The following is a 26,502-nucleotide window of genomic DNA, read 5'->3' as shown; positions in this document are numbered from 1 at the left end:
GCTTTCTTTGCTCATGCGGCCGAGGCGGGCAGGCCGAAGACCTTGTCAAAGCCCCAGGTGAAGGCGATCGAATAGACAAAAAAGAAGGCCAGCAGCACCAGGTCGGCGAGCAGGGCGTTCCACAGCGAGGTCTGCAACCACCAGGCCATGATGGGCACCAGCCACAGCACCAGGCCGCCCTCGAAGCCGATGCCATGGGCCAGGCGGCGCCAGACGGAACGCCCGCGCCGCGCCTGGCGAGCCTCCCAGCGCTCGAACCAGCTGTTGAACAGATAGCTCCAGCCCAGCGCGATGGAGGACATCAGCAGCGCCAGCGCCAGCGTGGAGCCGGCCTGCTGCTCGAAGGCCAGGCTCAGCAGCGGGCCCACCACGGCCACGGCAATGGCTTCATAGAGCAGGGCCTGGACGATGCGGCGCGTTCTGGGACTTTTGGGGTGCATGGGGCGATGCGCGGCACGCGCGAACAACAACACAGACGCGCGATGCTAGCCGCTTCATGCGCCCTAGAGCGTGTTTACGGTCCCGTCATAGTGCCCGTTGCCCCGCAAAGGCAGGGGATGCAAGGCGCAAACCGCAGCCGGGTTGGACACCCGGCGAGGATTTGCAACGCCGCAGACGCTGTCTTTGCGGGGCAACCCGAAGGGCAAGGCAGCCCAGGGGCGCACTCGTCGTTGCCCACCTTGGCCAGGCGGCGAGCCTGGCCTGCGGCGTGCGCCTAGATTGCGCCCCTGGGCTGCCTTGCGGGCACTATGACGGGATCGTAAACACGCTCTAAACCTGCTCGGGCCGCATCTCGATGGCGCCGCAGGGGCATTCGGCCGCGCACATGCCGCAGCCCTTGCAGTAGTCGTAGTTGAACTCGAAGCGCTGGCCAGGCCCCAGCTTGATGACGGCGTTGTCGGGGCAGACGCCGTAGCAGTTGTCGCACTCGAAGCAGTTGCCGCAGCTCAGGCAGCGGCGCGCCTCGAACAGCGCGTTCTCGGCGGTGAGCCCGCCCTGCACCTCGTCGAAGCTGCTGCTGCGGCGCGCCAGGTCCAGCTGCGGGCGCATGGTCTTGGGCGCGTCGCTGTAGTACCAGGGGTTGAGGCGCTCGAAGCTGGCGGGCTCATGCTTGGGCGGCAGGTTCAGCGCGTGGCCGCGCAGCCAGGCGTCGATGTTGCGGGCGGCCTTCTTGCCATGGCCCACCGCCACCGTGACATTGCGCTCGGCCGGCACCATGTCGCCGCCGGCGAAGATGCCGGCATGGCCGGTCATCATGGTGGCCGGGTCCACCTGCACCACGCCGTCCTGCACGGCAAGACCTGGCACGCGGTCCAGCAGCGAAAGATCCACGTCCTGCCCGAGCGCCAGCACCAGCGAGTCGGCCTCCAGCATCTCGAACTCGCCGGTAGGCTGGGGGCGGCCCTGCGCGTCCAGCGTCATCTTTTCGATCATCAGCGCGCCCTCGCTGGCGTGCTTGATGGTGGAGAGCCACTTCACCATCACGCCTTCCTCCAGCGCCTCCTCGACCTCGAGGTCGTGCGCGGGCATCTGCGCGCGCGTGCGGCGATAGACGATGATGGCCTCGGTGGCGCCCAGCCGTTTGGCGGTGCGCGCCACGTCGATGGCGGTGTTGCCGCCGCCATAGACCACCACGCGGCGGCCCAGCATGGGCCGCTCGGCGCCCTCCATCGAGCGCAGCAGCGCGACGGCGTCGAGGATGTGTGCGCCGTCCTTGGCGGGGATGAAGGCACGCTTGGCGATATGCGCGCCCACCGCCAGGAAGGCGGCGTCATAGCCGCCGATGCGCATGGTCTCGGCCAGGTCGCTGACCTTGCAGTTGAGCTTGACCTGCACGCCCATCGCGACGATGCGCTGCAGCTCCGCCTCCAGCACCTCGCGCGGCAGGCGGTACTTGGGGATGCCGAAGCGCATCATGCCGCCCAGCATCGGGCCGGCCTCCAGCACGGTGACGCGGTGACCCAGGCGGCGCAGCTGATAGGCGGCCGACATGCCCGAGGGCCCGGCGCCCACCACCAGCACATGCTTGCCCGACTCATCCGCCGGCGGCGCGAACTGCCAGCCCTGCTTCAAGGCCTCGTCGCCCAGAAAGCGCTCCACCGAGTTGATGCCCACCGCCGCGTCGAGCTGGCCGCGGTTGCAGGCGCCCTCGCAGGAGTGATAGCAGACCCGGCCCATGGTGGCGGGGAAGGGGTTGTCGCGCGTGAGATGGCGCCAGGCCGCCTCGTAGGCGCCGCTCTCGGCGTGGAACAGCCAGCCCTGGATGTCCTCGCCGGCCGGGCATTGCGCATTGCAGGGCGGCAGGCGGTCCACATAGACCGGGCGCTCGGTGCGCCAGGAGCCGGTCTTGTTGGCCAGCGAGGAGCCGGGATCCAGCGTGATCGCGAAAGGTCGTGCGTCCTTCATACCGTCACCTCTTCGTCCAGCAGCTTGAAGCGGCGGATGTTCTTGTCAGCATCGGCCTGGATGCGCGCCAGCATCTCGGGGTGACCGGGTTGGCCGGGCTGGGCGAATAGATGGGCAAAGCGTTTCTGCGGCTTCAGGTATTCGGCCACCGGCACGCGGTGGCGGATCTTGGTGACGCTGGTGATCTCGCCATGCTCGGCCTCGAAGACCGGGAAGATGCCGGTCTCGCGCGCCAGCCTGGCAAGCCTGATGGTGTCCTGGCTGGCGGCGCCCCAACCCAGCGGGCAGGGCACCAGGATGTGCAGGTAGCGCGCGCCGCGCAAGCTCATGGCGCGCTCGACCTTGGCCTCCAGGTCGCGCAGATCGGCCACGGTGGCGGTGGCCACGTAGGGGATCTCGTGCGCCATCGCGATCAGCGGCAGGTTCTTGCCCTGGCCGAAGGACGCGCCGGGCTGCACGCCCACGGCCATGGTGGTGGCGGTGCGCGCGGCCGGCGGCGTGGCCGAGCTGCGCTGCACGCCGGTGTTCATATAGGCCTCGTTGTCGTAGCAGATGTAGAGCACGTCGTCGTTGCGCTCGAACATGCCCGAGAGGCAGCCGAAGCCGATGTCGGTGGTGCCGCCATCGCCGCCCTGGGCGATCACGCGCGTGGCGCTTTCGCTCATGCCGGCCTTCAGGGCCTTGACCTTGAGCGCCGCAGCGATGCCGGTGCCCACCGCCGCGGCATTGCCGAACAGCGAATGGATCCAGGGCAGCTGCCAGGAACTCTCGGGGTAGGGCGTGGAGAACACCTCCAGGCAGCCGGTGGCGTTGGCGGCGATCAGCTGGCCGCGGGTGGCGCGCATCGCGGCGTCCACCGCATAGCGCGCGCCCAGCGCCTCGCCGCAGCCCTGGCAGGCGCGGTGGCCCGAGTTGATCGAGTTGCTGCGCTCGCTGGACGACTGCACGCTGCGCTGCTCGGGCGCCAGCAGGCGGTTGCCCACCGTGAAGGTGCCGGTCTGGTAGAACTTGATCTGGGGAGCATTCATTCAGGCCACCTTTGAAGCAACCGTGCCCACATCGCGCAGCAGGTTCTCGGCAATCGGGCCGCTGCGCCGCATCTGCGCCTCGCGCTGCAGCTGGCGCTGCACGATGCGCTCGTCGAGGTCCAGGAAGCTCAGCGGCGGCAGCGCATCGGCCACCGCCTGCAGCAGCATGCGCTGCAGCGAGGCCTGGGTGATGGCGCGCCCGCCCAGGCCGGCCACCACGGTATAACCATGCAGCTGCAGGCCCGACAGCGCCAGCCGCACGTCGGTGGAGACCACCCCGCCCAGGCCCACCGAGAAGCTCTTCTCCAGCACCACCACGCGCCGCGCGCCCTGCAGCGCGGCGCGCACCGCGGCGAGCGGGAAGGGGCGGAAGGAATGGATGCCCAGCACGCCGATCTTCAAGCCCTGCTGCTCGCGCAGGCCGTCCACCGTGTCCTTGAGCGTGCCCAGCACCGAGCCCAGCGCGACGACGATGGTCTCGGCGTCCTCGCAGCGGTAGCCGCGCACCAGCCCGCCCGAGGCACGGCCGAAGCGCGCCGCATAGTCCTCGGCGATGCGCGGGATCACCTCCAGCGCCATCAGCTGCTTGGCATGCGCCAGATAGCGCACCTCCATGAAGGCCTCGGGCCCGACCATCGCGCCGATCGACACCGGCTCGGCCGGGTCCAGCAGCTGGCGCGGCTCGTAGGGCGGCAGGAAGTCGTCGACCTCGTGCTGCGCCGGGATGTCCACGCGCTCGTAGGCATGGGTGAGGATGAAGCCGTCCATGCACACCATCACCGGCATGGAGAGTTCCTCGGCCAGCTTGAAGGCCTGGATGTGCAGGTCCACCGCCTCCTGGTTGGTCTCGGCGAAGAGCTGGATCCAGCCGCAATCGCGCTGGCTCATCGAGTCGCTGTGATCGTTCCAGATATTGATGGGCGCACCGATGGCGCGGTTCGCCACCGTCATCACGATCGGCAGGCCCAGGCCCGAGGCGTTGTAGACCGCCTCGGCCATGAAGAGCAGGCCCTGGCTGGCGGTGGCGGTGTAGCTGCGCGCGCCGGCCGCCGAGGCGCCGATGGCCACGCTCATGGCCGCGAATTCACTCTCCACATTGATGAACTCGCAGGGCGTGAGCGTGCCATCCTTCACCAGCTCGCCGAGGCCCTCGACGATATGCGTCTGCGGCGAGATCGGGTAGGCGCAGATCACCTCGGGGCGGCACAGCGCCACCGCTTCGGCCACGGCGTGCGAGCCTTCACATTGCTTGAGCATGGTGGGCCAACTCCTGCATTTCCTGGCTGACGAACTCGAAGGCCTCGGCGGCTGCGGCGATGTTGGCGGCAGCCAGCTTGGCGCTGAACTTGGCCTGGATGGCATGCGACACCGCCGCCAGCGACACCAGGCCCGAGAGCGCCGCAAAGCCGCCCAGCAGCACCGCATTCGGCAGCGGCCGACCGAGATGCTTGAGCGCGATCTCGGTGGCCGGCACGGTGGTGAGGCGCTCGTGGCGGAAGCGCGCCGCCACCTCGGCCAGGCCCAGCTCGTCGAAGCTGCGCCGGCTGTTGATGAGCACATAGCCATCCGGCTTGAGCCCCTGGAACACATCCACCTGGTGCAGGAGCGTGGGGTCCTGCACGATCAGCACATCGGGCGCCAGGATGGGCTCGCGCAGGCGGATTTCGCGCTCCGCGATGCGGCAGAAGGCCACCACCGGCGCGCCGGTGCGCTCCGAGCCGAAGCTGGGGAAGGCCTGGGCATGGCGGCCCTGCTCGAAAGCGGCGACCGACAGCAGCTCGGCCGCCGTCACCACGCCCTGGCCACCACGGCCGTGAATACGGATCTGCAACATCGGGGGCGCTCCCTCCCTTGAGTGGGTGCTGCCTATTCTTCGCCCGCGCAAGGCCCGGCGACATGACGAATATCAACCTCGGCCTTGCTCCGGCGCCGCATCCACCAGGTCGAGGATGCCGGGCCCGGCCGGGCTGGCTACGCTTCGAGGCCCCCACTGCCCGCTCACTGCCATGCCCTTGCTCCAGGTCGACCCCAAGCTGCTTGACGCCGCCAACGCCTTTCGCAAGAACCCCGCCGCCGGCCTGCCGCCGCTGCTGGCTGCCGTGGGCGCCCCGCACGACGTGCAGTTGCTGGTCACGCCGCTGGGTGAGCTGAAGAACGAGCAGCAGCCGGAGCTCAGCGCCAAGCTGCTCGACGCCGCCGGCAAGACCGCCACCACGCAGCTCGGCTGGGAATGGTCGGCGCAGGCCGATGCCTCCCTGGGCCTCAGCATCGCCCCCATGCTGGACGCCGAGGAGAACCGGCAGCTGGGCATAGCACCGGCCGACGGCCATGTCGTGATGTCCTATGGCGCGGCGCTGAGCCTCTCGGCCGGGCTGGGCGGCCAGCAGAGCATCGGCGCATGGGGCCAGGCCAGCGCCAATCTCTCGGCCGGCACCGATGCCCGTCTCTGGTGGTATGTGCAGGCCGAGAACAGGGCCAGCGTGGTCGACGCGGCCGCAGACGCCGCGCGCTACTGGCTGCTGCCCAACGACCTGGAGGGCCTGCTCAGGCTCGCCCCCGATCCGATGTTCTGGGGCCTGCGCCTGGACCTGAAGGCCCAGCTGACGGCGGGCCTGAGCGTGGGGGCGAAAGCCGGCTGGACCGCCTGGACCTACGGCCTGGATGGCGCGCGTGCCGGCGTCGGGTTGAGCGTGGGCATGGATGCGCGCCTGCAGCTGCAGCACCAGGGTGGCATGCGCCTGCATGTGCGGCCCGAGCAGCGCGGCGGCGCCTGGGGCCTGAAGCTGGAGCTGGAGACTCTGGACGCGCATGACGAGCGCTTCGGTGTGACGCTCAGCGCCGGCCTGGATCTGCGTGCGTTGGCCGCCAGCGCCGAGCGCGCGCTGCGCGCCGGCTGGCCCGCGCTCGATGCCGGCAGGCTGAGCGCGCTGACCCAGCCCGGCACGGCCCTGGGCGCACAACTGGGCGAGCTGCTGAGGGCGAAGATAGCCAATCCGGAGCTGGAGCAACTGGCATTGCTGCTGTTCGGCCAGCGCGCGCTGCCGGATGTCGAGCGCCAGCTGGTGGACCGCCTCACGGCGCCGCTGGTGGACGCGCTGGACAACGCCTCGCAGCAGCTGGCCAGCCAGTCGGCCGATGCCGCGCAGCTCGCCAGCGACTGGATGGAGCGCCTGCTGGGCAAGGCGGCTGGCGACACCCTGCTGGGCAAGCCGTCGGTCGCCAAGGCCGCGAATGCCGCGCTCAAGGCCGCCAGCAGCGCCCTGGCCGCCGAGCTCAAGAAGCTTGATGGCGAGGTCCAGGCCGCGCAGGCCAAGGTCAAGGCGGGCGCCAGCGACGCGCTGGACACATTGCTGGCGCCGCTGGGTGCCTTCGGCGCGCGCCTCAACGAGGAGCTCGCCAAGCTTGATCAGAACCCGGTGTCCACGGCCATCGCCAAGGCGCTGCAGGCCTATAACGACGCACGCGCCGGGCTGCTGGCGGCGCTCAGCGAGGCCAAGAAGGCCAGGCTGGGCATCACGCTGTCGGAGCAGGTACAGCGCAGCCGCAATGCCAGCCTGGCCTTCGAGGGCTGGTTCGGCCCGAACGGCGACCGGGCGGCCGCGCAGCGCCTTTACCAGGCCTTGTGCAGCGGCCGCATCGGCCTGCTGGGCGAGCTGGTGGATGCCGCAAGCGCCGGGGGCTGCTTCGAGCTGGGTAGCGGCTGGTTGTCGGAGACCAGCAAGCTGGTCGACAGCGAGTCGGCCCTGCTGAGCCTGTTCGGGCGGGATTTCTCGAGCTCGCGCGTGAGCCTGATCGGCATGCGCTTCAAGGCCGACCTCTGGGGCCATCTGAGCGCCGCCGATGCCAATGTCGACATCGAGGCCGTCACCAAGAACCAGTGGCTGCAGCGCAGCGTCGCGCTGGGCGTGTATGTGAGCCTGGCGCAGCGCGACGGGCAGGCCGAGCTGAGCCTGTCGCTCAAGGGGGCTTACGCGGCGCGCGGCAAGGCCACCACCAAGGCCTTTGTGCAGCATGTGGTGGACGACTACGCGGCGCTGCTGGGCGCGCGCACGCACCGCGATGTCGGCCTGCTGCTGAACCCGCCGGTGGCGCCGGAGAACGCCAAGGCCTATTGGCGCGACCTCGTGCTGACCCTGCCGGTGGCGCTGAATGCGCCGGCCTGGCGCCGCTTCGAGACCCTCGACCCTGCCCAGGTGCAGGCCTGCTTCCTGGCGCATGGGCTGGATTGCCTGGACCAGTACTACGCGGGCATGGCGGGTTTCTCGCACACCTCGCCCAGCGAGGTCTTGAAGGAGCTGGCCGACGAGAACTTCAAGGGCGGCGGCTCGCAGCAGGCCCGCATGCTGGCCTACCTGGGCCTGTACCGGCCGGGCCATGTCTCGGCCCGCAACCCGGATCTCGACGCTGCGAACCGTGTCGGCATCGCGGTGCAAAGCGGCACATGGACGGATGGCAGCCGCCGCCTGTCGGTGTTCCATCGCTTCGCCGCCGTGCTGCGCTGCGCCCGCACCCTGCATGCCGCCGGGCCGAGGCTGCGCGCCATTCTGCTGGCCGAGCCCGTGCTGGGGCCGCCGGCCGCGTTGCGCGCCGGCATCGAGCCGCTGCTGATGGAGATTCGCGACGCGCTGGAAGCGGTGGCGGTGGCCAGCGAAACCATGAGCGGCATCGGCATCGGCACCTTCGACGAAGGCATGACCTGGGCCTTCAACACCTTCATCCTCGCCATGGCCGATCTGATCGGGCAGCTGCCGCCGGGCTTTCTGCTGATGGCGGCCGGGCCGGGCGATGCGCAGCCGGTGCCGCTGCTGCTCAGCTAGGGCCTGAGCGGCAGCGGGTGTGGTCCGCGCGCGGCGCGACTACTTGCGGAACACCAGGTAGAGCGGGTCTTCCGAGGTGGCGTGCCGCACCTGGGCGTTGTCGAAGGCCGAAAAGCCGAAGCCGTAGCGCGCGCCGAGGTCGGCAAACTGCACGTCGTACTTGCTGCCCGTGACCAGCTTGCGTGCCACCACCGAGGTGTACATGCCGTTCTTCCAGCTCACCGCGACGCGGATGTCGGCACGGTCGCCCTGCAGCGGGTTGATGATGTAGGAGGCTACCTCGTCGCCGGGCTTGAACTTGCTGTCGTCGAAGGCCACCTCTTCGCCGCGCTTGATGAAGTAGCTGCCGCCGGCATTGCCCGCCTTGGCCTCGCGGCTCATGAACTGCGGCTTGCCATCCACCAGGGGCACGGCGTTGTACTCGCCCGTGGCCGTGCCCGGATCGCTCTTGCGGCCGGCGTTCGGGCTGGCCTTGGCGTCGTAGCGGGTGTGGTCCACGTACTGGTCGTCCACATAGCCGAAGGGTGCGGTGCGCGAGCCCTTCATATGCCACATATCGGCCAGCTCGCCCTCCTTGGCGCTGTACTTGTTGCCATAGGGCTTGCCCTGGTCCAGATGGCATAGCGCGGCGCAACCCTGCTTGTCGAAGCCGGGGATGGAGTTACCGATCGGCCAGATCATGGCCCACTTGTCTTCGTAATAGATGTTGTCGTCGCCGCCCTTGTCGGCCGGGTCCTTGAGCTTCTTCCAGCTGCCGTCGGCCTGCTTCTGGTAGGGGCCACGGCGCAGCGAGTGGGTGGGGTCGGCGTACTGGATCAGGAAGTAGACCGAGTCGCCGGCGTAGACCGCCTTCAGGGTGGCCTGGGTGTCGCCCTTGCCGCCGAAATTGGCGCCATCGGTCAGCGCCACGCTGAGCGGCCTGGCCTGGGCCCAGGCGGGGTCGGCGGCGCCGGCCTGCAGATTGGGCGCGGCCTTGGCCTGCAGGGCCACCAGGGTGTTAGGTGGCATGGCTTCTTCGCGTGCCGATTGGCAGCCAGCCAGACTCAGCGCCAGGCCGGCGAGTGCAATGGCATGAAGGACGTTCTTCGACATGGAGATCTCCCGATCAGGATTGAACCCCGTGGTTGACTGCATCGTCGCCTGAACCCAAGCGGCACCCCAAGGGGATTGCTTGCAGTGTCGATCTGCCGGGGCGGGAGGGGCTTGCGCCATGTCAAGGCGGGCCGCTCGCACGTGGCCGGGCCCGCTTGTCTATAGTCGCAGCTACGCGCCCGCTCCGGGTGCCCGCAAAAATCTTCATGCCGCATCGCACACTCCATATGGCAAGCCTGCATCACGGCGCCGGTTTCGCCGCGCCGGCGCCGCGCAGCCTGGCCATGCGCCGTCGCCTCCAGGTCTTCGTTGCGGTGTTCGGCCTTGGCCTGCTGCTGGGGCTGGGCCTGGACTTCATGCGCAGCGCCGTCTACACGGCCAGTGCCAAGCTGCAGATCATCCCGGCGCCGGGCCTGGTGGCGGGTGCGGCCTCGTCAGCGGCCACGCTGACGCCGGTGGCACCGGCGCTGCAGCTGGAGGGCGAGATCCTGCGCAGCCGCGCCCTGGTGCAGCAGGCGGTTGAGCAGCTGAGCGCCCAGGGGCTGATCAAGGCGGGGGCGGATGACCCGGTGCTGGCGGTGCAGCAGCTGCTCTCGGTGCGGCCGGTGGCCGACAGCCAGCTGTTGCAGCTGCAGGCCCAGAGCCCGGACGCCGCACTGGTGGCGCCCCTGGTCAACACCCTGGTGGAGGTGTACCGGCGCGCCCAGAGCGAGAGCGGCAGCCTGGCCTCGAACGAGAAGCTGGATGCGGCGCGCGAGGAGATCCGCGTGATCGAGGCCAGGCTGGCGGACAAGCGCCACGCCGCCGAGAGCTACCGGCAGCAGAACCACATCGTGTCCAGCGAGCGCGACGAGAGCCAGGCGCTCGCACGCCTGAAGGGCCTGAACACCTCGCTGCAGCAGGCCACCGACCGCCAGGCGGTGAGCGAGGGCAAGGTGCAGGCGCTGGAGCAGGCCGTGGCGCGCGGCGCACGCCTGCCCCAGGCCCGGGACAACCCCACGGTGGCCGGCCTGGAGGCGCGGCTCTCGCAGGCGCGCGAGGACTGGCGCGGCATGGAGCGCCAATACACGCCGCAGTATCTGGACATGGACCCGGGCGCACGCGCGCTGAAGGCGCGCATCGCCAATCTGGAACAGCAGCTGGACGCCGAGCGCAGCAAGTCGCAGCAGATGGCCCTGGCCGAGGCGCGCGAGGAACTGGCCTCCGCCAAGACCACGGTGCAGCGCCTGCAGCAGCAACTCAGCGGCGATCGCCAGGAAGTGCAGTCCGCCAGCCAGCAGCTGGGCGCCTACCAGGTCATGCAGGCCGAGGTCCACGGCCTGGAGCAATTGCTGCAAACGGCCAGGCAGAAGCTGCTGGCGCTGGAGTCCAGCGAGCGCGCGCGGCGGCCGCAGCTGCTGGTGCTGGAGCCGGCGGTGACGCCGGCGGCGCCCAGCAGCCCGGCCTATTGGCGCGATGCCGGCCTGGTGCTGGCGGGCGCGCTGCTGCTGGGCTTTCTGGCGGTCTGGTTCGTCGAGTTCTTCAACCGCAGCGAGGCGGCCGCGCCGGTGAGCACCACGGTGGTGATCCCCCCGGCCATGATGGGTCTGCAGGGGCAGGCCGGCATGCCGCCGCAGGCCGTGCTGCCCGCGGCGCCGGAGCGGGCCTTGCTGGCCGGCGCACCGCCGCGCGAGTTGCAGGCCGGCGAGGTCGGGCAATTGCTCGCGGCCGCGACGCCCGAGCACAAGCCGGTGCTGGCGGCGCTGTTGTGCGGCCTGACGGTGGACGAGTTGCTGGCCCTGCAGCTGCAGCATGTGGACGCCAAGCGCGGCCAGCTGCAGGTGCCGGGTGCCGACGCGCGCCGCCTGCCGCTGGCGGCGCCCTTGCGCGCGGCCTGGGCGCTGAATGCCGGTGGCGCGGCCGAGCTGCCGCTGCTGCAGCATGCGAGCGGGCGGGCCCTGCAGGCCGACGAGGTGCACATGATCGTCGCCGCCACCGCGCACGACGCGCAGCTCGACGGCGCCGACGCCCTCACGGCCGAGATGCTGCGCCACAGCTACATCGCTTTCCTGGTGCGCCAGGGCCTGCGCTTCAGCGAGCTGGGCCAGCTGGTGGGGCGGCTCAGCAGCGAGGCCCTGAATGCCCTGGCGCCGCTGGCGCCTGCCAGCGAGCGGCGTGGTATCGAGGACATCGAAGCACTGCTGCCGGCGCTGCGCGACTGAGGCGGGCGCCGCACCCGCCCAAGCGTGCAATATTGCCGCTGTGCGCCGGATGTAAGCCGATGTATCGCGCCCGGCATTGACGCCTATCAGGGTAAACACCAGAATTCGCCGCTTGGCACACCTGCGCGAAAGCCAGGGTCGCAAAGCCTCCGGTCTGCCTTCCGCCCTCTCGGGCGGGAAACGATAGCGGGGTTGCCGTGGTAGTTGCTGCCCCTGCGCCCGCGCGCATGGGCCGGGCCGCCTCGTCAAGGCGTTATCACGCCCTTTGTTCCCCCATGCTTCATGCGCGCGTGCCGGCCGGCCTCAGGGCTGGCACCGCAGCCGCGCGGACCGCGGCCGACCGAACCGGAATGCCCAGCCTCCCGCGCTGCGGCCGCGACGCGACATGAAGTCCCTGAACCTTTCCACCCGGCTGGCGCTGAGCTTCGCGCTCGTGGTCGGCATCTTCCTGGTCGTGCTGGGCAGCGCGGCATTCAGCGCACGCCAGGTGATGGAGGCCACGGCCGACATGAACCGCGAGGCCGAGCTGCTCAAGCTGGCCGACCAATGGCTGGGCGATGTGCGCCAGAACTCGGCGCGTTCGCTGGCGGTGGCCCAGGCCGACGGCAGCCAGCTGCTGGACTTCTTCAAGGAGGCCATGGCGGCCACCAGCCGCAGCACCACCGAGACGCAGAAGCGCTTCAACGAACGGGCCGTGCTGCCCGCGTCCAAGCAGGGTGCGGAGGAGGTGGGCCGGGTGCGCTCCGAGTGGCTGGCCATGCGCGAGGAGATCAACAAGGCCAAGACGGCCGGCGACGATGCCGCCGCCAAGGCGCTGATCGCCTCCAAGTTCCTGCCCATTACCGACAAGTACGTGGCCGCGGTACAGGCCCTGGCCGACACCCAGCTGAGCCAGCTGCACGAGCTGGAGGCGCAGGTGGAGGCGCGCTTCGGCCAGCTCTTCATGCTGGCCGGTGCGCTCACGCTGGCGGCCGTGCTGCTGGCGGTGGTGGTGTGCTGGCGCTTCGTCAGCCAGCTGACCCGCACGATCGGCGAGACCGTGCAGGCGGCGCGCCGCTTCGGCCATGGCGACCTGACCCAGGACATCGTGGTGCGCGGCGACGACGAGCTGGCGCAATTGCAGCTGGCGCTCAACGAGGCGCAGGCCCAGCTGCGCAAGCTGGTGGCGGCGGTGCGCGCCGGCACCGAGAACATCAATGTGGCGAGCCGCGAGATCGCCACCGGCAACCATGACCTGAGCGCGCGCACCGAGCAGACCGCCAGCAATCTGGAAGAGACGGCGGCCAGCATGGAGCAGATGTCGGGCGCGATCCGCCAGTCCGCCGACTCGGCCCGCGTCGCCAATCAGCTCGCCAGCACGGCCGGCGCCAGCGCCGAGCAGGGCGGCCGCGTGGTCGGCCAGGTGGTCAGCACGATGGGCGAGATCAACGAGTCCTCGCGCCGCATCAGCGACATCATCGGCGTGATCGACGGCATCGCCTTCCAGACCAATATCCTCGCCCTCAATGCGGCGGTGGAGGCGGCGCGCGCCGGCGAGCAGGGGCGCGGCTTCGCGGTGGTGGCCGCCGAGGTGCGCACGCTGGCGCAGCGCAGCGCGCAGGCGGCCAAGGAGATCAAGACCCTGATCAGCGACAGCGTGGAACGCGTCAGCGCCGGCTCCGAGCTGGTCAATATGGCGGGCGCCTCGATGCAGGAGATCGTGCAGAACGTCAGCCGGGTGCGCGACATCATCGGCGAGATCGCCAGCTCGGCGACCGAGCAGGCCGAGGGCGTGAACCAGATCAATGCCGCCGTGGCCCAGCTGGACCAGATGACGCAGCAGAACGCCGCCCTGGTGGAAGAGAGTGCCGCCGCCGCCACCAGCATGAGCGAGCAGGCCTCGCAGCTGTCGGCGGTGGTGCAGACCTTCCGCGTGCACACCGCATCCTGAATCCAAGCGAATCCAAGCGAGCGAGCGCCCCATGCAACACGACGAAATCCTGAGCTTCCGCCTCGGCGCGGAGGAGTACGGCATCCCCATCCTCGACGTGCAGGAGCTGCGCAGCTTCGAGCTGCCGACGCGGCTGGCCAATTCGGCCCTGCATGTGCTGGGCATCATCGACCTGCGGGGTCAGATCGTGCCCATCCTCGATCCGCGCGTGCTGCTGGGCGTCGAGGAGCAGGCACCGCTGGCGCAGACGGTGGTGGTGATCGCCAATCTGCGCGGCCGCCTGGTGGGCCTGGTGGTCGATGCGGTGCACGATGTCGTCAAGCTGGCGCCCGAGACGATCCGGCCCGCACCCGAGATGAACGGCGGCGGGCTTGCCGCCAGCATCGCGCTGCTGGGCGAGCGCCGCATCCTGCTCACCGATGTGGCGGCCCTGCTGGGCGAGGCGCCGCGCGCGCCCGCGCCCGTGCCCGTGCCTGCGCTATTGCCGGCTTGAGGCGGCCCGAGCCGAGCGTCAACAGGCGCTCAGCGGTACTTGGCCAGCAGGTTCTGCAGCGCGCCGGATTGGCGCGCCGCCACCGTGGCCGCTTCCATGCGGGCCACGATGGCGCTGCAATCGGCATGGCTGCGCCGCAGGCCGAAGCAGAACTGCGCCGGTGGCAGGAAGGGCAGGGGCGTGAAGCCGATCTTGCCGGCCAGGCCCAGCTGCCTGATGCGCGTGCCGGCAATCAGCTCGCTCTCCATGAAGATGTCCAGCGAACCCATCACGATGCGGCGCAGCACCGATTCGGCATCGTTGTCGATCTGCACCTGGTCCATCTTGAGCAGGCCGCGGCTGTAGCCGCTGCCGCGGTAGCTGCCCAGGCGCAGGGCGCGCAGATCTTCCAGTGACTGGGCCTGGGCGGCGCGTGCATCGTCGCTGCGGTGGAACACGCCGTAGGCCAGGCTCACCAGCGGCGTGCCGCAGAACTCCAGCCAGGCCTGGCGCGCCGGCGTGGGCACGGTGCAGAGGGCGTCGAGTTCGCCGCGTTCCACCAGCAGCTGGGCCCGCGCCCAGGGGTAGCCGTGGTGCTCGAAGCCGATGCCGCAGGCGCGGCCCAGCAGCTCGATGCCGTCGATCAGCGCCCCGCTCATCGTGCCGTCGGCCGCGCGCTGGCTGAAGGGCTCGTACTTGTCGAAGTAGGCCATGCGGATGAGTGCGGCCGCGGGCGCAGCGAACGCGCGGCCCGCCACCGCCAGGCCGCTCAGCGCCATGAACTCGCGACGATGCATCTTGCTTGCCTCCTGCAACAGTATCGCCGCGCCGCTGATCCTCAGCGCCCGAACAAACCCTTCAGCACATCGGTCACGCCGGGCTTCTTGGGCGGCTCCTTTGCCGTTTCCTTGGCCGGCTCATCGGCATCGTCGCCCTTGGCCGGGCGCCCGCGCTGCTCCATCATCATGTCGCCCATGTCCATGCCCAGCATGGCCGAGGCCACCGACTTGAGGCGCAGCTTCACCGCCCATTGCGGCTCCCAGGGAATCTTCACGTCGCTGGGGCGCGGCGGGTGCGCGAGGTTGAGTTCGCTGCCATAGGCAATCATGCGCAGCATCGCGCCCTGGCCGCTGCCGAACACGCCCTTGGGCACGTTGCAGCGCGTGGTCTGCGGGGCCAGCAGCACCTGCTCCTTGAGCCAGCGGTCCACCGCGGCATTGGTCTGGTAATCCTGCAGGCCGAAGCCCATGTCGGGCTGCTCGCTGCTGGTCCAGATCACCATCTCCTGGTTGTCGCGCGCCCCCATCGCCGAGATGAAGTAGGCGCGCGCCGTCGGCAGGGCCTGCCAGCTCAGCTGGGTGGCGCCGTCCTGTTCCTGCTGCTTGAGCGCGATGGCGGGCATCAGGTCCTGCGCGGCCGGGATCTGGAAGCGAAAGCCCTCGGGCAGGCCGGCGGCGCTGTAGGCATGCTCGCCCACCAGCGAGGCCGCGGCGGGGACCATGCGACTGTCGTCGCGGCTGGGCCAGAGCGGGCGGCCGCTGGCGGCATGGCTGCCGCGCTGGGTGGCGCGGCGCGACTGGAAGAACTTGGCCAGCTCGGCCGGCGTGGCGGTGGCGAAATCGATCACGCGCGGCTGGCCCTGGCGCACCGTGTCGCCGCAGCCCCAGTACAGCAGCATCTTGCCCCTGGGGCGTTCCTGCTCGGGCTCGACGACGCGCTCGTCGCCCGGCTCGGGCGGCGCGCCGCGCGTCTCCAGCGGGCTCTGCAGCTTGAGTGCCGGGCTCATGAAGCCGGGCGGCACGCTTTGCTGGGCCTCGGCCAGCTTGGGGTTGGCGCGGCTGTACAGCGTCACGTCCATCCAGCGGCCGGCCGCCATGGTCTGGGTCTGGCCAAAGCGGTTCGCCTCGTCGCGCCTGGCGCCGCCGCCGAACAAGCCACCCAGCGCCGCCATCGGATTGCCGCCACCGCCCGCGCCCATGCCCCCCGGCATGCCCATGCCGCTGAAGGTGGCGAGATCGATCCAGGCCTGGGCCTGCGGCGGCTTGACCACCTGCTGGCTGTTGCCCTGCGCGAGCGCGAGCAGGGGAAGAAAGGCGGCGCTCAGCGCGGCGGCGAGCGGGCGAAGCGAAGTTCTGGTCATGGGATCCTCCTGGCAACAAGTGACCCCATGTTTTTGCCCGCCGGCATGCACGGCGTCAATCCCTTGTCTTGCGGCGGCTCAGCGCGGGCCCAGCAGGAACAGCAGCGGGATCTCCAGCCGCGCGGCCCAGGCGGCCTCGTTGTGGCCGCTGCCGGGGAAGACGCGGCTGAGGAAATTGGCCTGCGCGCCCTGCTCGCCCTGCTCACGATAGCCGCGCTCGCGCACCAGCTCGTCGACAAAGGGCTGGTAGGGCGCGTAGAGCGCGTCCAGCTCGGTCGTGCCATGGTCCTGGTAGAGGCGGTGGCCCTCGGGCGCGGCCAGCGCGCCCTGCAGATAGCGGTAGGCCGCCAGCGGCAGGGTGGCATTGGGCCGGTGCGCGCCCACCCAATGCGTGGAGAGGCCGGCCGCGCCGCCGAACACCTGCGGGTACTCGTTCATCGCATAGACCGAGATCAGCCCGCCCATGCTGGAGCCCATCACGAAGGTATGGGCGGCATCGGGCAGGGTGGCATAGCGCTGGTCGATCGCCGGCTTGAGCTCCTCGACCAAAAAGCGCAGATAGGCATCGGCCAGCGGCTTGCCCTGCAAGGCCTCGCGGATGTAGCGCTCGCGCAGGTCGGCGGGCATGAAGGGCAGGAACTTCTGCGGGAAATACTCGGCATGCCGGTACCGGCCGTTGTTCCAGATGCCCACCACCAGGGTGTCGGGCACCTGGCCCTGCTGCATCAGCCGGCCGAGTGCGCGGTCCACCTGCCAGGCCTGCCGGTTCCAGCTGGTGTTGGGATCGAACAGCATCTGGCCGTCGTGCATATAGAGCACCTGGTAGCGCCGCGCGGGGCTGTAGCCCTCGGGCAGCCAGACGTCCACATGGCGGGCATCGACGAACTTGGAGGGGAAGTTCTCCAGCCGCTCGATGCGGCCGCTCTCCACCGCGGGCAGGGGCAGGGCGTCGGCGGCCCGGGCGGGTGCGCCCAGGCCCAGGGTGGCGGCGAGGGCCAGGGTGATGCATCGCTTCATGGCTGGGCGGGGCTTGCTGTGTCGCTGTCCGCCACCTTAGCAGCGCCGCGCCGCAGCTCCCAGCGCTTGAGCAGCGCATACAGCGCCGGTATCACCGCCAGCGTCAGCACGGTGGAGGAGATCATGCCGCCCACCATGGGCGCGGCGATGCGGCTCATCACCTCCGAGCCGGCGCCGCTGCCCCACATGATGGGCAAGAGGCCGGCCATGATGGCCACCACCGTCATCATCTTGGGCCGCACCCGCTCCACCGCGCCCTCCATCACCGCGGCATAGAGCTCCGACGCGCCGGCGGCGCGCCCCGCGGCCGCGCAGCGCGCCTGGGCGTCGCGCCAGGCATGGTCGAGGTAGATCAGCATCACCACCCCGGTCTCGGCGGCCACGCCGGCCAGGGCGATGAAGCCCACCGCCACCGCCACCGAGAGGTTGTAACCCAGCCACCACATCAGCCACACCCCGCCCACCAGGGCGAAGGGCACCGAGAGCATCACGATCAGGGTCTCGGTGAGGCGCCGGAAGTTCAGGTAGAGCAGCAGGAAGATGGTCAGCAGGGTGATGGGCACCACCACCTTCATCTTGGCGATGGCGCGCTCCATGTACTCGAACTGGCCGCTCCAGCTGATGTAGTAGCCGGGCGGGAACAGCACCTGCTCGGCCACCGCGCGGCGCGCCTCGGCCACATAGGAGCCGATGTCGCGGCCGCGGATGTCCACGAAGATATAGGCCGAGAGCAGCGCGTTCTCGGTGCGGATGCCGGGCGCGCCGCGCGCCACCTGCACGCGCGCCACCTGGCCCAGCGGCACCACGCCGCCGTTCATCAGCGGCACCATCACCTCGGCCGCGATCTGCTCGGGGCTGCTGCGCAGCGCGCGCGGGTAGCGCACCGTGATGCCGAAGCGCTCGCGCCCCTCCACCGCGGTGCTGACCATCTCGCCGCCCAGCGCCGTGGCAATCAGCTCCTGCAGCTCGCCCACCGAGACGCCCAGCCGCGCCAGCGCCTCGCGGTCGGGTTCGATGTTCAGATAGCTGCCGCCGGTGAGGCGCTCGGCAAAGGCCGAGGTGGTGCCGGGCACCGCCTTCACGACGCGCTCGATCTGCTGCGCCAGGCGCTCCATCTCGGCCAGGTCGCGGCCGAACACCTTGATGCCGATGGGCGTGCGTATGCCGGTGGAGAGCATGTCGATGCGCGCTTTGATGGGCATGGTCCAGGCATTCGAGATGCCGGGAAATTGCAGCGCGCCGTCCAGCTCGGCGATCAGCTTGTCCATCGTCATGCCGGTCCGCCACTCGCTCTCGGGCTTGAGGTTGATGACGGTCTCGAACATCTCCACCGGCGCGGGGTCGGTGGCGCTGTTGGCGCGCCCGGCCTTGCCGAACACCGAGGCCACCTCGGGGAAGCTCTTGATGAGCTTGTCCTGGGTCTGCATCACCTCGGCCGCCTTGGTGATGGACATGCCCGGCAGCGAGGCCGGCATATAGAGCAGGCTGCCCTCGTTGAGCGTGGGCATGAACTCGCTGCCCAGCTGCGAGGCCGGCCACCAGCTGCAGCCCAGCACCAGCAGCGCCAGCGCGATGCTGAGCTTCTGCCAGCGCAGCACCCAGGCGATCACCGGGCGGTAGAGCCAGATCAGCAAGCGGTTCACCGGGTTGCGCGCCTCCGGCATCACCTGGCCGCGGATGAACAGCAGCATCAGCACCGGCACCAGGGTCACCGAGAGCAGGGCCGCGCCCGCCATCGAGAAGGTCTTGGTATAGGCCAGCGGTGCGAACAGGCGCCCCTCCTGCGACTCCAGCGTGAACACCGGCAGGAAGGAGACGGTGATGATGAGCAGCGAGAAGAACAGCGCCGGCCCCACCTCCTGGCAGGCCGCCAGCATGGCGGCGCTGCGCTGCTTCAGCGTGTGGCCCGCCGGCAGGCGTTCCAGGTGCTTGTGCGCGTTCTCGATCATCACGATGGCCGCATCCACCATCGCGCCGATCGCGATGGCGATGCCGCCCAGGCTCATCAGGTTGGCATTGATGCCCAGCGCGTGCATGGCGATGAAGGCCATCAGCACGCCCACCGGCAGCATCAGCATGGCCACCAGGGCCGAGCGCAGATGCATCAGGAACACCACGCAGACGGCCGCCACGATCAGGCTCTCTTCCACCAGGGTGCGCTTGAGCGTGGCGATGGCGCGCTCGATCAGCTCCGAGCGGTCGTAGACGGCTTGGATGCTCACGCCCTCGGGCAGGCCGGCCGCCACCTCGGCCACCTTGGCCTTGATGTTGTGGATCACCTCCAGCGCGTTCTGCCCGTAGCGCGACATCGCGATGCCCGACACCACCTCGCCCTCGCCATTCAGCTCGGCCAGGCCGCGGCGCTCGTCAGGCGCCAGCTCCACGCGCGCCACGTCGCGTATCAGCACGGGCGCGCCACCCTCGCTCTTCAGCGCCAGCATCTCGATATCGGCCTTGCCGCGCAGATAGCCGCGCCCGCGCACCATGTACTCGGTCTCGGCCATCTCGACCACGCGGCCGCCCACGTCGCGGTTGGAGTCGCGGATCGCCTGCGCCACCTTGGCCAGCGGGATGCCGTAGCTGCGCAGCCGCATCGGATCGACGGTGACCTGGTAGGTCTGCACAAAGCCGCCCAGCGAAGCCACCTCGGCCACGCCCGGCGCCTTGGTGAGCTGGTAGCGCAGGTACCAGTCCTGGATGGTGCGCAGCTCGGCCAGGGTCTTGTTCTTGGCCAGCAGCACATACTGGTAGACCCAGCCGACGCCGGTGGCGTCGGGGCCCAGCGTGGGCGTGACGCCCTTGGGCAGCCGGCTCGCGGCGAAGTTCAGGTACTCCAGCACGCGGCTGCGCGCCCAGTAGATGTCGGTGCCGTCCTCGAAGATCACGTAGACGAAGGAGGCGCCGAAGAAGGAGAAGCCGCGCACCACCTTCGAGCGCGGTACCGCCAGCATCGCGGTGGTGAGGGGGTAGCTGACCTGGTCCTCCACCACCTGCGGCGCCTGGCCGGGGTACTCGGTGTAGACGATCACCTGCACGTCGGAGAGATCGGGCAGGGCGTCCAGCGGCGTGCGCGCCAGCGCCAGCACGCCGGCCACGACGATGAAGAGCGTGGCCAGCAGCACCAGCACCGGGTTGCGCCCCGACCATTGAATCAGTTTGGTGAGAAGCATGGCTGGGCCCTCCTCAATGAGCCGCAGAGGCTGCCGAGGCCGGCGCCATGCCCTGCACCGCGGCCTTGAGATTGCTCTCGGCATCGATCAGGAAGTTGGCCGAGGTCACCACCTGCTCGCCCGCCCGCAGGCCCTTGCGCACCTCCACATAATCCTGCGCATGCGCGCCCAGCTCGACCTCGCGCGGCTCGAAGCGGCCCTCCTTGAGCTGCACCAGCACCAGCTTGCGCAAGCCGGTATCGAGCACCGCCGATTCGGGCACCGCCAGCACCGGCGCCGCGCTGCCCACCGCCAGCTCGACCTGGGCGAACATGGCGGGCTTGAGCAGGCCGCCGGGGTTGGCCAGCTCCACCCGTACCGGCACGGTGCGGTTCTCGGCCTTCAGGGTGGGGTAGATGTAGCCGATGCGGCCGGTGAAGCGCCGGCTCGGGTAGGCGTCCAGGCTCACCGTGGCCGCAGCGCCGGGCTTCACCAGGGCCAGGTCTTGCTCGAACACCTCGGCGATCACCCAGACGCTGGACAGGTCGGTGATCTGGTAGAGGGTCTCGCCGGCCATGAAGCGCATGCCCTGTTGGGCCTTCTTCTCGGTGACGATGCCCGACACCGGCGAGGCAAAGCTGAGCGTGCGCTGCACCTGGCCGGTCTGCTGCAAGGCGGCCACTTGGGCGGGCGAGAGATCCCAGTTGCGCAACCTGGCCAGGCCGGATTCGGCCAGCTGCTGCAGGCCGCGCTGGGCATCGCTGCCCGCCTGTTGCATGGCCTGCGCGCCCTGCGCGGCCAGCAGGACCTCGCGCTGGGCCGCCAGCAGCTCGGGGCTGTAGGCCTCGAACAAGACCTGACCCTTGGCCACGAACTGGCCGGTGGCGCTGACGTGCAGGCGCTCCACATAGCCTTCGAACTTGGGCGCCACCACGGCGATGCGGCGCTCGTCGGCCTCCACCCGGCCGGCGGCGCGCAGGCCGCGGCCCAGCACGCGCAGGGCCGCGGCCTCGCTGCGCACGCCCAGCTTTTGAATCTTCTCGGTGCTGATCTTGAGCGTGGCGGCGTTGTTGCTGCTCGCGGGCGCCTCGTCTTCGTCGGCATAGACGGGGATGTAGTCCATGCCCATCTCATCCTTCTTGGGCACCGGCGAGGTGTCGGCCAGGCCCATCGGGTTGCGGTAGTAGAGCGGCTTGCGTACCGGGGCGACGGCGGAGGTGGCCGGCGCGGCGGCAACGCTGCTGCCGCCATGCTGCGTCTGGGTGCCGAGCCAGTAGCCGCCACCCGCAGCAGCAAGAGCCAGCAGGATGACGGCGAGGAAAAAAAGCATGCTCTTGTTGTTGCTCACAACTCTTCTCCCAACAGGCGTTCGATCTCGGCCAGGGCCATGCGGGCCTCAACCTGGGTTTTCAGCAGTGCCAGCCGGCTGCGCCGGATCTGGCCCTGGGCCTCCAGCAGCATCGCGAACTCGGCCTTGCCGCTCTCGTAGCCGGCCAGCGCCGATTGCAGGGCCAGATTCGCCTGCGGCAGCATCTGCTGGGCGATCAGCTGTTCGCTCTGGCGCGCCGCCTCCAGTGCCGCCAGCCGGCCGGCCAGCTCGCCCAGCAGCTGGTTCGTCAGCGCCTCGCTGCGTGCGCGCGCCGCCTCGGCCATGGCCGCGGCCTCGCGCTCCTGGCTGCGCCGCGCACCCTGCTGCAGCGGCAGATTCAGCTCCAGCATCAGGCCCCAGGTGGTGATGCGCGATCCCATCTGCGAGGGCGAGATGCCGACGTTGAGGTCGGGATAGCGGTTGCGGTCCACCAGCTCCTGGCCCTTGCGTGCGGCGGCCAGGCGGGCCTGCTCGGCGCGCAGCAGCGGGTTGTTCAGGCGGGCGCGCTCGGCCAGGCCGGCGGCGTCGGCGGTGCTCAACACCGGCAGCGGGGCCAGGGCGGGCGGGTCCGCCAGCGGCGTAGCGGCGGGGCGCGCCAGCAGGCCGTTGAGCCTGGCCAGCAGCTGGCGCTGCTCGGCCTCCAGCATCAGCAGCTCGCCGCGCATGGCGGTCTGCTCCAGCTGGGCGCGCAGGGCATCCTGCTGGCCGGCGAGGCCTTGCGCGTAGCGCAGCTGGGCCGCCTGCTCCAGCCGCACGCCCAGGGCCAGCAATTCACGCGTCAGTGTTGCGCTGCCGGCGGCGCGGGCGAGTTCCGCATAGCTGCTCTTGACGCGCATCGCCAGCTCGGCCCAGCTGGCCGCGGCGCGCGCCTCGGCCTCGCGGGCCTGGGCGTCGGCCTGCTCGCGCCGCAGCTCGCGCTTGCCCCAGCCGGGCAGGGTCTGCATCAAGGTGTACTTGGTCTCGCCGACCTTCCAGGGCAGCAGGTTGGGGCTGCGCTCGCTGCCATAGTTGTTGACGTCCATCAGCTCGACGCGCAGCACCGGGTCGGGCAGGGCACCGGCGGGCTGCACGCGCTGGGCCGCGGCATCGGCCTCCAGCCGCATGGCCGCGACTTCGGGGCTTTGCGCGCGCGCCAGCGCCAGCAGGGCCGGCAGCTCCTGCGCCCCGGCGCCCAGGCCGCAGGCCAGCAGGGCGATGGCCAGGCAAGAGCGCGGCGCCTTCAGGGAAAAAAGAAAGCAGAGTTCTTCATCAGGCATGGTGATCCTCGGTTGATGCGTAACGGCAGGCAGCGCTGCCGCCGATCAATTCCGCAGGATCAGGAGCGCAAGGTAGAGCGGTGGGTCACCCGGGTGGCTGGCCGGGGGCGCGGCGCGCTGCAGCAGTTGCAAGCCCGGCGCCGGCGCGGCCGGCAGCGGTTGCACCAGCAGCAGGCCGGCGGGGTTGCATTGCAGGTCCGGCAGGGCATGCGCCGCGCTGGCCTGGGCCGCCTGGGTGCAATGGGCCTTGCAGAGCTGGGGCTGTGCGGGGTCGGCCATGGCGGCCATGCCCTGGCAGTCGGGCATGTCTTTTCTTTCCTGCAGCTGTGGGCAGGCATAGGCAGCGGTGGCCAGCTGCATGAACAGCATCGCCACCATCAGGGCGCCGCTGAGCCAGCGCCGCAAGCCTTTTGAGATTGCCATGGACGCAGCTTAGCGCGGGCAGCTCGGTGAAGGTTGATGTGTGTCAAGCGGCGCGCAGGGGAGCGACAAGGCGTGGCTGGTGCTGGGTGACTCAGCCCGTTTCGGCTTTCAAGCGGAGGATCAGCGCTTTCACTTCTTACTTGCTCCCACGGCGGCGGCCTCTAGGACACCGCAGCGACGGGCGCCTGGGCTCAGCCACGCTCGTCATCGTGCAACAAGCTCATCACCTTGGTGGTGATGATGTCCACCGCCGGACCGTTGGCACCGTGCGGCAGGATCACGTCGGCGTTGCGCTTGGTCGGCTCAATGAACTGCTTGTGCATGGGGCGCACGGTTTCCAGGTACTGCTGCACCACAGACTCGGTGCTGCGGCCACGCTCCGAAATATCGCGCTGCAGCCGACGGATGAACCGCACGTCCGAGGCCGTGTCCACATAAATCTTCAGCGACATCATGTTGCGCAGCTTGGTGTCGTACAAGGCGAACAGGCCCTCGACCACGATCACCGGTGCGGGCTTCACGGTAATGGTTTCGCTGGAGCGGTTGTCGGCCGAGAAGTCATACACCGGCATCTCGATCGCCTCACCCTTGCGCAGCGCGGCCAGATGCTGCGCCATCAGCGGCCAGTCAAAGGCATCGGGATGGTCGTAGTTCTGCTTGCGCCGGTCCTCAGGCGGCATGTGGGACTGGTCCCGGTAGTAGTCATCCTGCATCACCACCGCCACCTTCTCCGGCCCGATGGCGGCCAACACCTGGCGCGTCACCGTCGATTTGCCGCTGCCGCTGCCCCCTGCGACACCGATGACGAAAGGCTTTTGAGGGGTTTTGGGCATGAGGAAGTGGTGCGTGCTAGGGCGATGCCTGGAAATGTACAAGCTGGCGGGCAGATGTTGAGCGGCCTCGGGGGCCGCATCAGGCTGATAGGAGCCGTTCGAATCGGAGAGGCCACCGGATGGCTGCGATCTCCAAGATCGGCAATTAATTAAGGATGTCTGCAGCCCTTGTCGGCCACCACCCCGACCCGGGCCCTTGACGACGATCGCCGGGCCTGCAGGCAAAATCCAGATGATCGGGGCGAGCCTGGCATCAGGCCTGCCGGGAAGCCCACCTTGAAGAATGGAGCAGCATCAATGGCACTGACGAAGAAGGGCGAGTTCTGGTACGGGACGACGTCCGGCGACACCCAAGCCGAACTGCGCAGCTACAGCATTGCGAATCGCCATGAGGCCGTCAGGTTTGCCGCGTCCAAATGTGATTGCGGGTGCCGGACCTTCGCGCTGCAGACTGATGAAGAAGCCGGTGTGGCAATCCGCACCTGCACCGACTGCGGGCAGGAACACCTGATGGGCGACAGCGCAGACTACGTTGAAGAAGCCGCGCCCGAGACGCACGAGTGCGTGTGCGAGAACGAGGTGTTCGAGCTGATGTCCGGCGTCTCCGTGTACGAGGGCACGCATGACGTGCGCTGGTACTACGTCGCTTGCCACTGCGTGGAATGCAATCTGGTCGGGGTCTTCGCAGACTGGAAGTGCGAAGCTGGTGATGCGGCGGCTTTCCTCGCCAAGGTATGAGCGGCCGAACCCGGAGGACTTCAGGATCAGGCTGAGGGCAGGCGTTCAACGATTACCGCTTTCAGGCCGACAAAGCGGCATAGATCGTGCCGCGGCAGCCCATTCGATCACCAGTACCAACCGAGTGCGGGGCGATTCAAATGGAGCTGACCACGTGCCGGTTTCATCGGTCTGTTCATGCAGTGTGAATTGACGGCCCATTGGTCATAATCCAGCAATGGCGCGGCATGCAGGCCGGGGAGGCGTCCGATGTTATGCAGACAGGTTCCGGTGTTATGCAGCAAATCTGTCGCCCTACAACCTAGTTAGGCGTCATGGCCACCACTCTCTGCCCAATCTGCTCGACGTCACTGTCAGAACGTGACGTTGCACCATGTTTCGACTGCGGCCACTCCGAATCTGAGTTGGATGAGTTCAGGCGCGACGAGCATGAATACAACTCCTTTGAGCTTTGGGGTCACGAGCTCGTTCTTTGCGACTTCTGCGATGCAGACTTCGGCTCCTACTTCCCGGGGCATTGGGGGCTGCCAGCGGGGACGTTGCCTGACTACCCGCTTCATTTGGTTGGGCCCGCTGAAGCATTGGCAATCACTAAGGATTCGTACTGCTCCAAATGCAAGCACCGGCTTGCGTTTCTCCGCGTTCTGGCCGCAGTGAGGAAGCAAAATGCCGCCTAACCAGTCGCTCGAGCCGACTCGCGTCGGCAAGCCGCCGCTCGCGGCTCAGCTTCAACGTTGGGCATCATGAAGGCAGAACCTAGTTACCTCGCGGATTTGGGCGAACTGGCTACGCTCAAGAACGCCATCGGTGGCTGGTACCACCAGGACGCCTACCTCGACTTCGAGACAGACGAGGACATCTGGCAGAGCATCGTCGAAGGGCTAGGCGAAGACGGAATGCATCGCCTTACCGCTCAGATCAGTGAACTTCTCGCAAGGAAGGACCACGAGGTTCTCGAACTCTGGAATGCCAACTCACACTGCCACGGGTTCGCCAATGCCCACGAAGCTCGCGAGTTTCTTGGGTCGATGGTTTGGTTTTTCAAAGGAGCCGCGAAGTGATGCCCAACCCTGCGCTCGAGCGGACCTGCGCCAGCTACGCTTTCTCGTCCGCTTATCTTTAACGTTAGGCGTCAACCCACATGAGCGCGGAGCCTCAGCATTCGTCGAACGGTGAAATCGGCCTTGGTGGCGCGCTGCTTGGCTGTGGGTTCAGCGCCTACTTGTTGTACGGCGCCTTTTGCTCCTTTACGGGTGCACGTTGGCCAGGCTTCATGCCGCCGCAACTGGATGTCGTTGCCTTTGTATTCTCATTTATTTCCGAGGCTGCCAGTGCATATGTGGCCGGCGCTGTAGCGGCGCTTCTTGGTGCCGCTATCCTTGCCGGTACTGTCTTTGTAGCTATTCGTGGCGCAAGAAATGCTAGTTCTCCAAGGCCTGACGCCTAACCAGTCGCTCGAGCCGACTCGCGTCGGCAAGCCGCCGCTCGCGGCTCAGGTTCAACGTTGAGCGACCGGTTTCGGGCGTCGATCTCGTCCCGTCGTATGGCCGCTGCCGCTGGCGGATTCAACCGGTCATCGCAACACATTCGCTGAATCGCTCAGCGGGCGTTTGGAAGCCGAGCGTCTTGCG

General features: G+C 68.9%; 21 protein-coding genes and 1 riboswitch. Of the genes, 7 read left to right on the top strand and 14 right to left on the bottom strand.

What is annotated here, in order from left to right; all coding sequences use genetic code 11:
* Positions 1-11: 11 nt before the first annotated feature.
* From AC3WQY_RS21845 to AC3WQY_RS21825, 5 genes are all read right to left on the bottom strand, one after another.
* Positions 12-440, bottom strand: coding sequence for a PACE efflux transporter (locus AC3WQY_RS21845; protein WP_492710681.1), 429 nt, complete (start codon positions 438-440; stop codon positions 12-14).
* A gap of 331 nt (positions 441-771) precedes the next feature.
* Positions 772-2,406 carry an NAD(P)-binding protein gene (locus tag AC3WQY_RS21840; RefSeq protein WP_492710679.1) on the bottom strand — a complete coding sequence of 545 codons (1,635 nt, stop codon included), beginning with the start codon at positions 2,404-2,406 and terminating at the stop codon, positions 772-774.
* Positions 2,403-3,434 (bottom strand): thiamine pyrophosphate-dependent enzyme, encoded by a 1,032-nt coding sequence (locus tag AC3WQY_RS21835; RefSeq protein WP_492710678.1) that lies wholly within the window; start codon positions 3,432-3,434, stop codon positions 2,403-2,405. The genes AC3WQY_RS21840 and AC3WQY_RS21835 overlap by 4 nt, the downstream gene beginning before the upstream one ends.
* Positions 3,435-4,691 (bottom strand): pyruvate ferredoxin oxidoreductase, encoded by a 1,257-nt coding sequence (gene porA, locus AC3WQY_RS21830; protein ID WP_285235426.1) that lies wholly within the window; start codon positions 4,689-4,691, stop codon positions 3,435-3,437.
* Positions 4,675-5,268, bottom strand: a complete 594-nt coding sequence (locus tag AC3WQY_RS21825) for a 2-oxoacid:acceptor oxidoreductase family protein (protein ID WP_285235427.1) — start codon at positions 5,266-5,268, stop codon at positions 4,675-4,677. The genes porA and AC3WQY_RS21825 overlap by 17 nt, the downstream gene beginning before the upstream one ends.
* A gap of 172 nt (positions 5,269-5,440) precedes the next feature.
* Between AC3WQY_RS21825 and AC3WQY_RS21820 the strand changes: the two genes are divergently transcribed.
* Positions 5,441-8,251, top strand: coding sequence for a hypothetical protein (locus AC3WQY_RS21820; protein ID WP_492710677.1), 2,811 nt, complete (start codon positions 5,441-5,443; stop codon positions 8,249-8,251).
* A 39-nt stretch (positions 8,252-8,290) separates the two neighbouring features.
* Here the strand turns inward: AC3WQY_RS21820 and AC3WQY_RS21815 are convergent, their stop codons facing one another.
* A complete protein-coding gene (locus AC3WQY_RS21815; RefSeq protein ID WP_492710676.1) occupies positions 8,291-9,343 on the bottom strand; it encodes an ethylbenzene dehydrogenase-related protein in 1,053 nt (350 codons plus the stop codon).
* Positions 9,344-9,570: 227 nt separating this feature from the next.
* Here AC3WQY_RS21815 and AC3WQY_RS21810 point away from each other — a divergent pair, with 227 nt between their 5' ends.
* From AC3WQY_RS21810 to AC3WQY_RS21800, 3 genes are all read left to right on the top strand, one after another.
* Entirely contained in the window at positions 9,571-11,544 is a 1,974-nt protein-coding gene (locus AC3WQY_RS21810; RefSeq protein ID WP_492710675.1) for a GumC family protein, read from the top strand.
* 104 nt (positions 11,545-11,648) lie between these two features.
* A riboswitch (cyclic di-GMP riboswitch) is annotated at positions 11,649-11,744 on the top strand.
* A gap of 185 nt (positions 11,745-11,929) precedes the next feature.
* The gene (locus AC3WQY_RS21805; protein ID WP_492710673.1) at positions 11,930-13,474 is read left to right on the top strand and encodes a methyl-accepting chemotaxis protein; all 1,545 of its coding nucleotides are present in this window, start codon (positions 11,930-11,932) and stop codon (positions 13,472-13,474) included.
* 31 nt (positions 13,475-13,505) lie between these two features.
* Complete coding sequence (locus tag AC3WQY_RS21800; RefSeq protein WP_492710672.1) at positions 13,506-13,967, top strand: chemotaxis protein CheW; 462 nt, start codon at positions 13,506-13,508, stop codon at positions 13,965-13,967.
* A 29-nt stretch (positions 13,968-13,996) separates the two neighbouring features.
* Here the strand turns inward: AC3WQY_RS21800 and AC3WQY_RS21795 are convergent, their stop codons facing one another.
* The 8 genes from AC3WQY_RS21795 to udk form a co-directional block, all read right to left on the bottom strand.
* A complete protein-coding gene (locus AC3WQY_RS21795; RefSeq protein WP_492710670.1) occupies positions 13,997-14,743 on the bottom strand; it encodes a substrate-binding periplasmic protein in 747 nt (248 codons plus the stop codon).
* 41 nt (positions 14,744-14,784) lie between these two features.
* Positions 14,785-16,086, bottom strand: coding sequence for a hypothetical protein (locus AC3WQY_RS21790; RefSeq protein WP_492710669.1), 1,302 nt, complete (start codon positions 16,084-16,086; stop codon positions 14,785-14,787).
* 78 nt (positions 16,087-16,164) lie between these two features.
* The gene (locus tag AC3WQY_RS21785) at positions 16,165-17,103 is read right to left on the bottom strand and encodes an alpha/beta hydrolase (RefSeq protein WP_492710668.1); all 939 of its coding nucleotides are present in this window, start codon (positions 17,101-17,103) and stop codon (positions 16,165-16,167) included.
* Positions 17,100-20,273 (bottom strand): efflux RND transporter permease subunit, encoded by a 3,174-nt coding sequence (locus AC3WQY_RS21780; RefSeq protein ID WP_492710667.1) that lies wholly within the window; start codon positions 20,271-20,273, stop codon positions 17,100-17,102. The genes AC3WQY_RS21785 and AC3WQY_RS21780 overlap by 4 nt, the downstream gene beginning before the upstream one ends.
* Positions 20,274-20,286: 13 nt before the next feature.
* Positions 20,287-21,582 (bottom strand): efflux RND transporter periplasmic adaptor subunit, encoded by a 1,296-nt coding sequence (locus AC3WQY_RS21775; protein WP_492710666.1) that lies wholly within the window; start codon positions 21,580-21,582, stop codon positions 20,287-20,289.
* Positions 21,583-21,596: 14 nt separating this feature from the next.
* Positions 21,597-22,877 (bottom strand): TolC family protein, encoded by a 1,281-nt coding sequence (locus AC3WQY_RS21770; protein WP_492710664.1) that lies wholly within the window; start codon positions 22,875-22,877, stop codon positions 21,597-21,599.
* Between the two features lie 45 nt (positions 22,878-22,922).
* Positions 22,923-23,300, bottom strand: coding sequence for a hypothetical protein (locus AC3WQY_RS21765; protein WP_492710662.1), 378 nt, complete (start codon positions 23,298-23,300; stop codon positions 22,923-22,925).
* Between the two features lie 191 nt (positions 23,301-23,491).
* Complete coding sequence (gene udk, locus AC3WQY_RS21760; protein ID WP_285235439.1) at positions 23,492-24,133, bottom strand: uridine kinase; 642 nt, start codon at positions 24,131-24,133, stop codon at positions 23,492-23,494.
* Positions 24,134-24,430: 297 nt separating this feature from the next.
* Here udk and AC3WQY_RS21755 point away from each other — a divergent pair, with 297 nt between their 5' ends.
* From AC3WQY_RS21755 to AC3WQY_RS21745, 3 genes are all read left to right on the top strand, one after another.
* Positions 24,431-24,871, top strand: a complete 441-nt coding sequence (locus AC3WQY_RS21755; RefSeq protein ID WP_492710660.1) for a hypothetical protein — start codon at positions 24,431-24,433, stop codon at positions 24,869-24,871.
* Positions 24,872-25,614: 743 nt separating this feature from the next.
* Entirely contained in the window at positions 25,615-25,932 is a 318-nt protein-coding gene (locus AC3WQY_RS21750) for a contact-dependent growth inhibition system immunity protein (RefSeq protein WP_285235443.1), read from the top strand.
* Positions 25,933-26,012: 80 nt separating this feature from the next.
* Positions 26,013-26,318: a hypothetical protein gene (locus AC3WQY_RS21745; RefSeq protein ID WP_492710658.1), complete on the top strand. Its 306-nt coding sequence runs from the start codon at positions 26,013-26,015 to the stop codon at positions 26,316-26,318.
* The last annotated feature ends 184 nt before the right edge of the window (positions 26,319-26,502 follow it).

The organism is Roseateles sp. FW301-B2 (assembly GCF_058788955.1).
The sequence above is the reverse complement of the archived record's forward strand: the minus strand, read 5'-3'. Positions and strand labels throughout refer to the sequence as shown.

Coding starts and splice junctions, on each gene's coding strand:
- AC3WQY_RS21845 (WP_492710681.1), bottom strand. CDS start 440: ATGCACCCCAAAAGTCCCAGAACGCGCCGCATCGTCCAGGCCCTGCTC.
- AC3WQY_RS21840 (WP_492710679.1), bottom strand. CDS start 2,406: ATGAAGGACGCACGACCTTTCGCGATCACGCTGGATCCCGGCTCCTCG.
- AC3WQY_RS21835 (WP_492710678.1), bottom strand. CDS start 3,434: ATGAATGCTCCCCAGATCAAGTTCTACCAGACCGGCACCTTCACGGTG.
- porA (WP_285235426.1), bottom strand. CDS start 4,691: ATGCTCAAGCAATGTGAAGGCTCGCACGCCGTGGCCGAAGCGGTGGCG.
- AC3WQY_RS21825 (WP_285235427.1), bottom strand. CDS start 5,268: ATGTTGCAGATCCGTATTCACGGCCGTGGTGGCCAGGGCGTGGTGACG.
- AC3WQY_RS21820 (WP_492710677.1), top strand. CDS start 5,441: ATGCCCTTGCTCCAGGTCGACCCCAAGCTGCTTGACGCCGCCAACGCC.
- AC3WQY_RS21815 (WP_492710676.1), bottom strand. CDS start 9,343: ATGTCGAAGAACGTCCTTCATGCCATTGCACTCGCCGGCCTGGCGCTG.
- AC3WQY_RS21810 (WP_492710675.1), top strand. CDS start 9,571: ATGGCAAGCCTGCATCACGGCGCCGGTTTCGCCGCGCCGGCGCCGCGC.
- AC3WQY_RS21805 (WP_492710673.1), top strand. CDS start 11,930: ATGAAGTCCCTGAACCTTTCCACCCGGCTGGCGCTGAGCTTCGCGCTC.
- AC3WQY_RS21800 (WP_492710672.1), top strand. CDS start 13,506: ATGCAACACGACGAAATCCTGAGCTTCCGCCTCGGCGCGGAGGAGTAC.
- AC3WQY_RS21795 (WP_492710670.1), bottom strand. CDS start 14,743: ATGCATCGTCGCGAGTTCATGGCGCTGAGCGGCCTGGCGGTGGCGGGC.
- AC3WQY_RS21790 (WP_492710669.1), bottom strand. CDS start 16,086: ATGACCAGAACTTCGCTTCGCCCGCTCGCCGCCGCGCTGAGCGCCGCC.
- AC3WQY_RS21785 (WP_492710668.1), bottom strand. CDS start 17,103: ATGAAGCGATGCATCACCCTGGCCCTCGCCGCCACCCTGGGCCTGGGC.
- AC3WQY_RS21780 (WP_492710667.1), bottom strand. CDS start 20,273: ATGCTTCTCACCAAACTGATTCAATGGTCGGGGCGCAACCCGGTGCTG.
- AC3WQY_RS21775 (WP_492710666.1), bottom strand. CDS start 21,582: ATGCTTTTTTTCCTCGCCGTCATCCTGCTGGCTCTTGCTGCTGCGGGT.
- AC3WQY_RS21770 (WP_492710664.1), bottom strand. CDS start 22,877: ATGCCTGATGAAGAACTCTGCTTTCTTTTTTCCCTGAAGGCGCCGCGC.
- AC3WQY_RS21765 (WP_492710662.1), bottom strand. CDS start 23,300: ATGGCAATCTCAAAAGGCTTGCGGCGCTGGCTCAGCGGCGCCCTGATG.
- udk (WP_285235439.1), bottom strand. CDS start 24,133: ATGCCCAAAACCCCTCAAAAGCCTTTCGTCATCGGTGTCGCAGGGGGC.
- AC3WQY_RS21755 (WP_492710660.1), top strand. CDS start 24,431: ATGGCACTGACGAAGAAGGGCGAGTTCTGGTACGGGACGACGTCCGGC.
- AC3WQY_RS21750 (WP_285235443.1), top strand. CDS start 25,615: ATGAAGGCAGAACCTAGTTACCTCGCGGATTTGGGCGAACTGGCTACG.
- AC3WQY_RS21745 (WP_492710658.1), top strand. CDS start 26,013: ATGAGCGCGGAGCCTCAGCATTCGTCGAACGGTGAAATCGGCCTTGGT.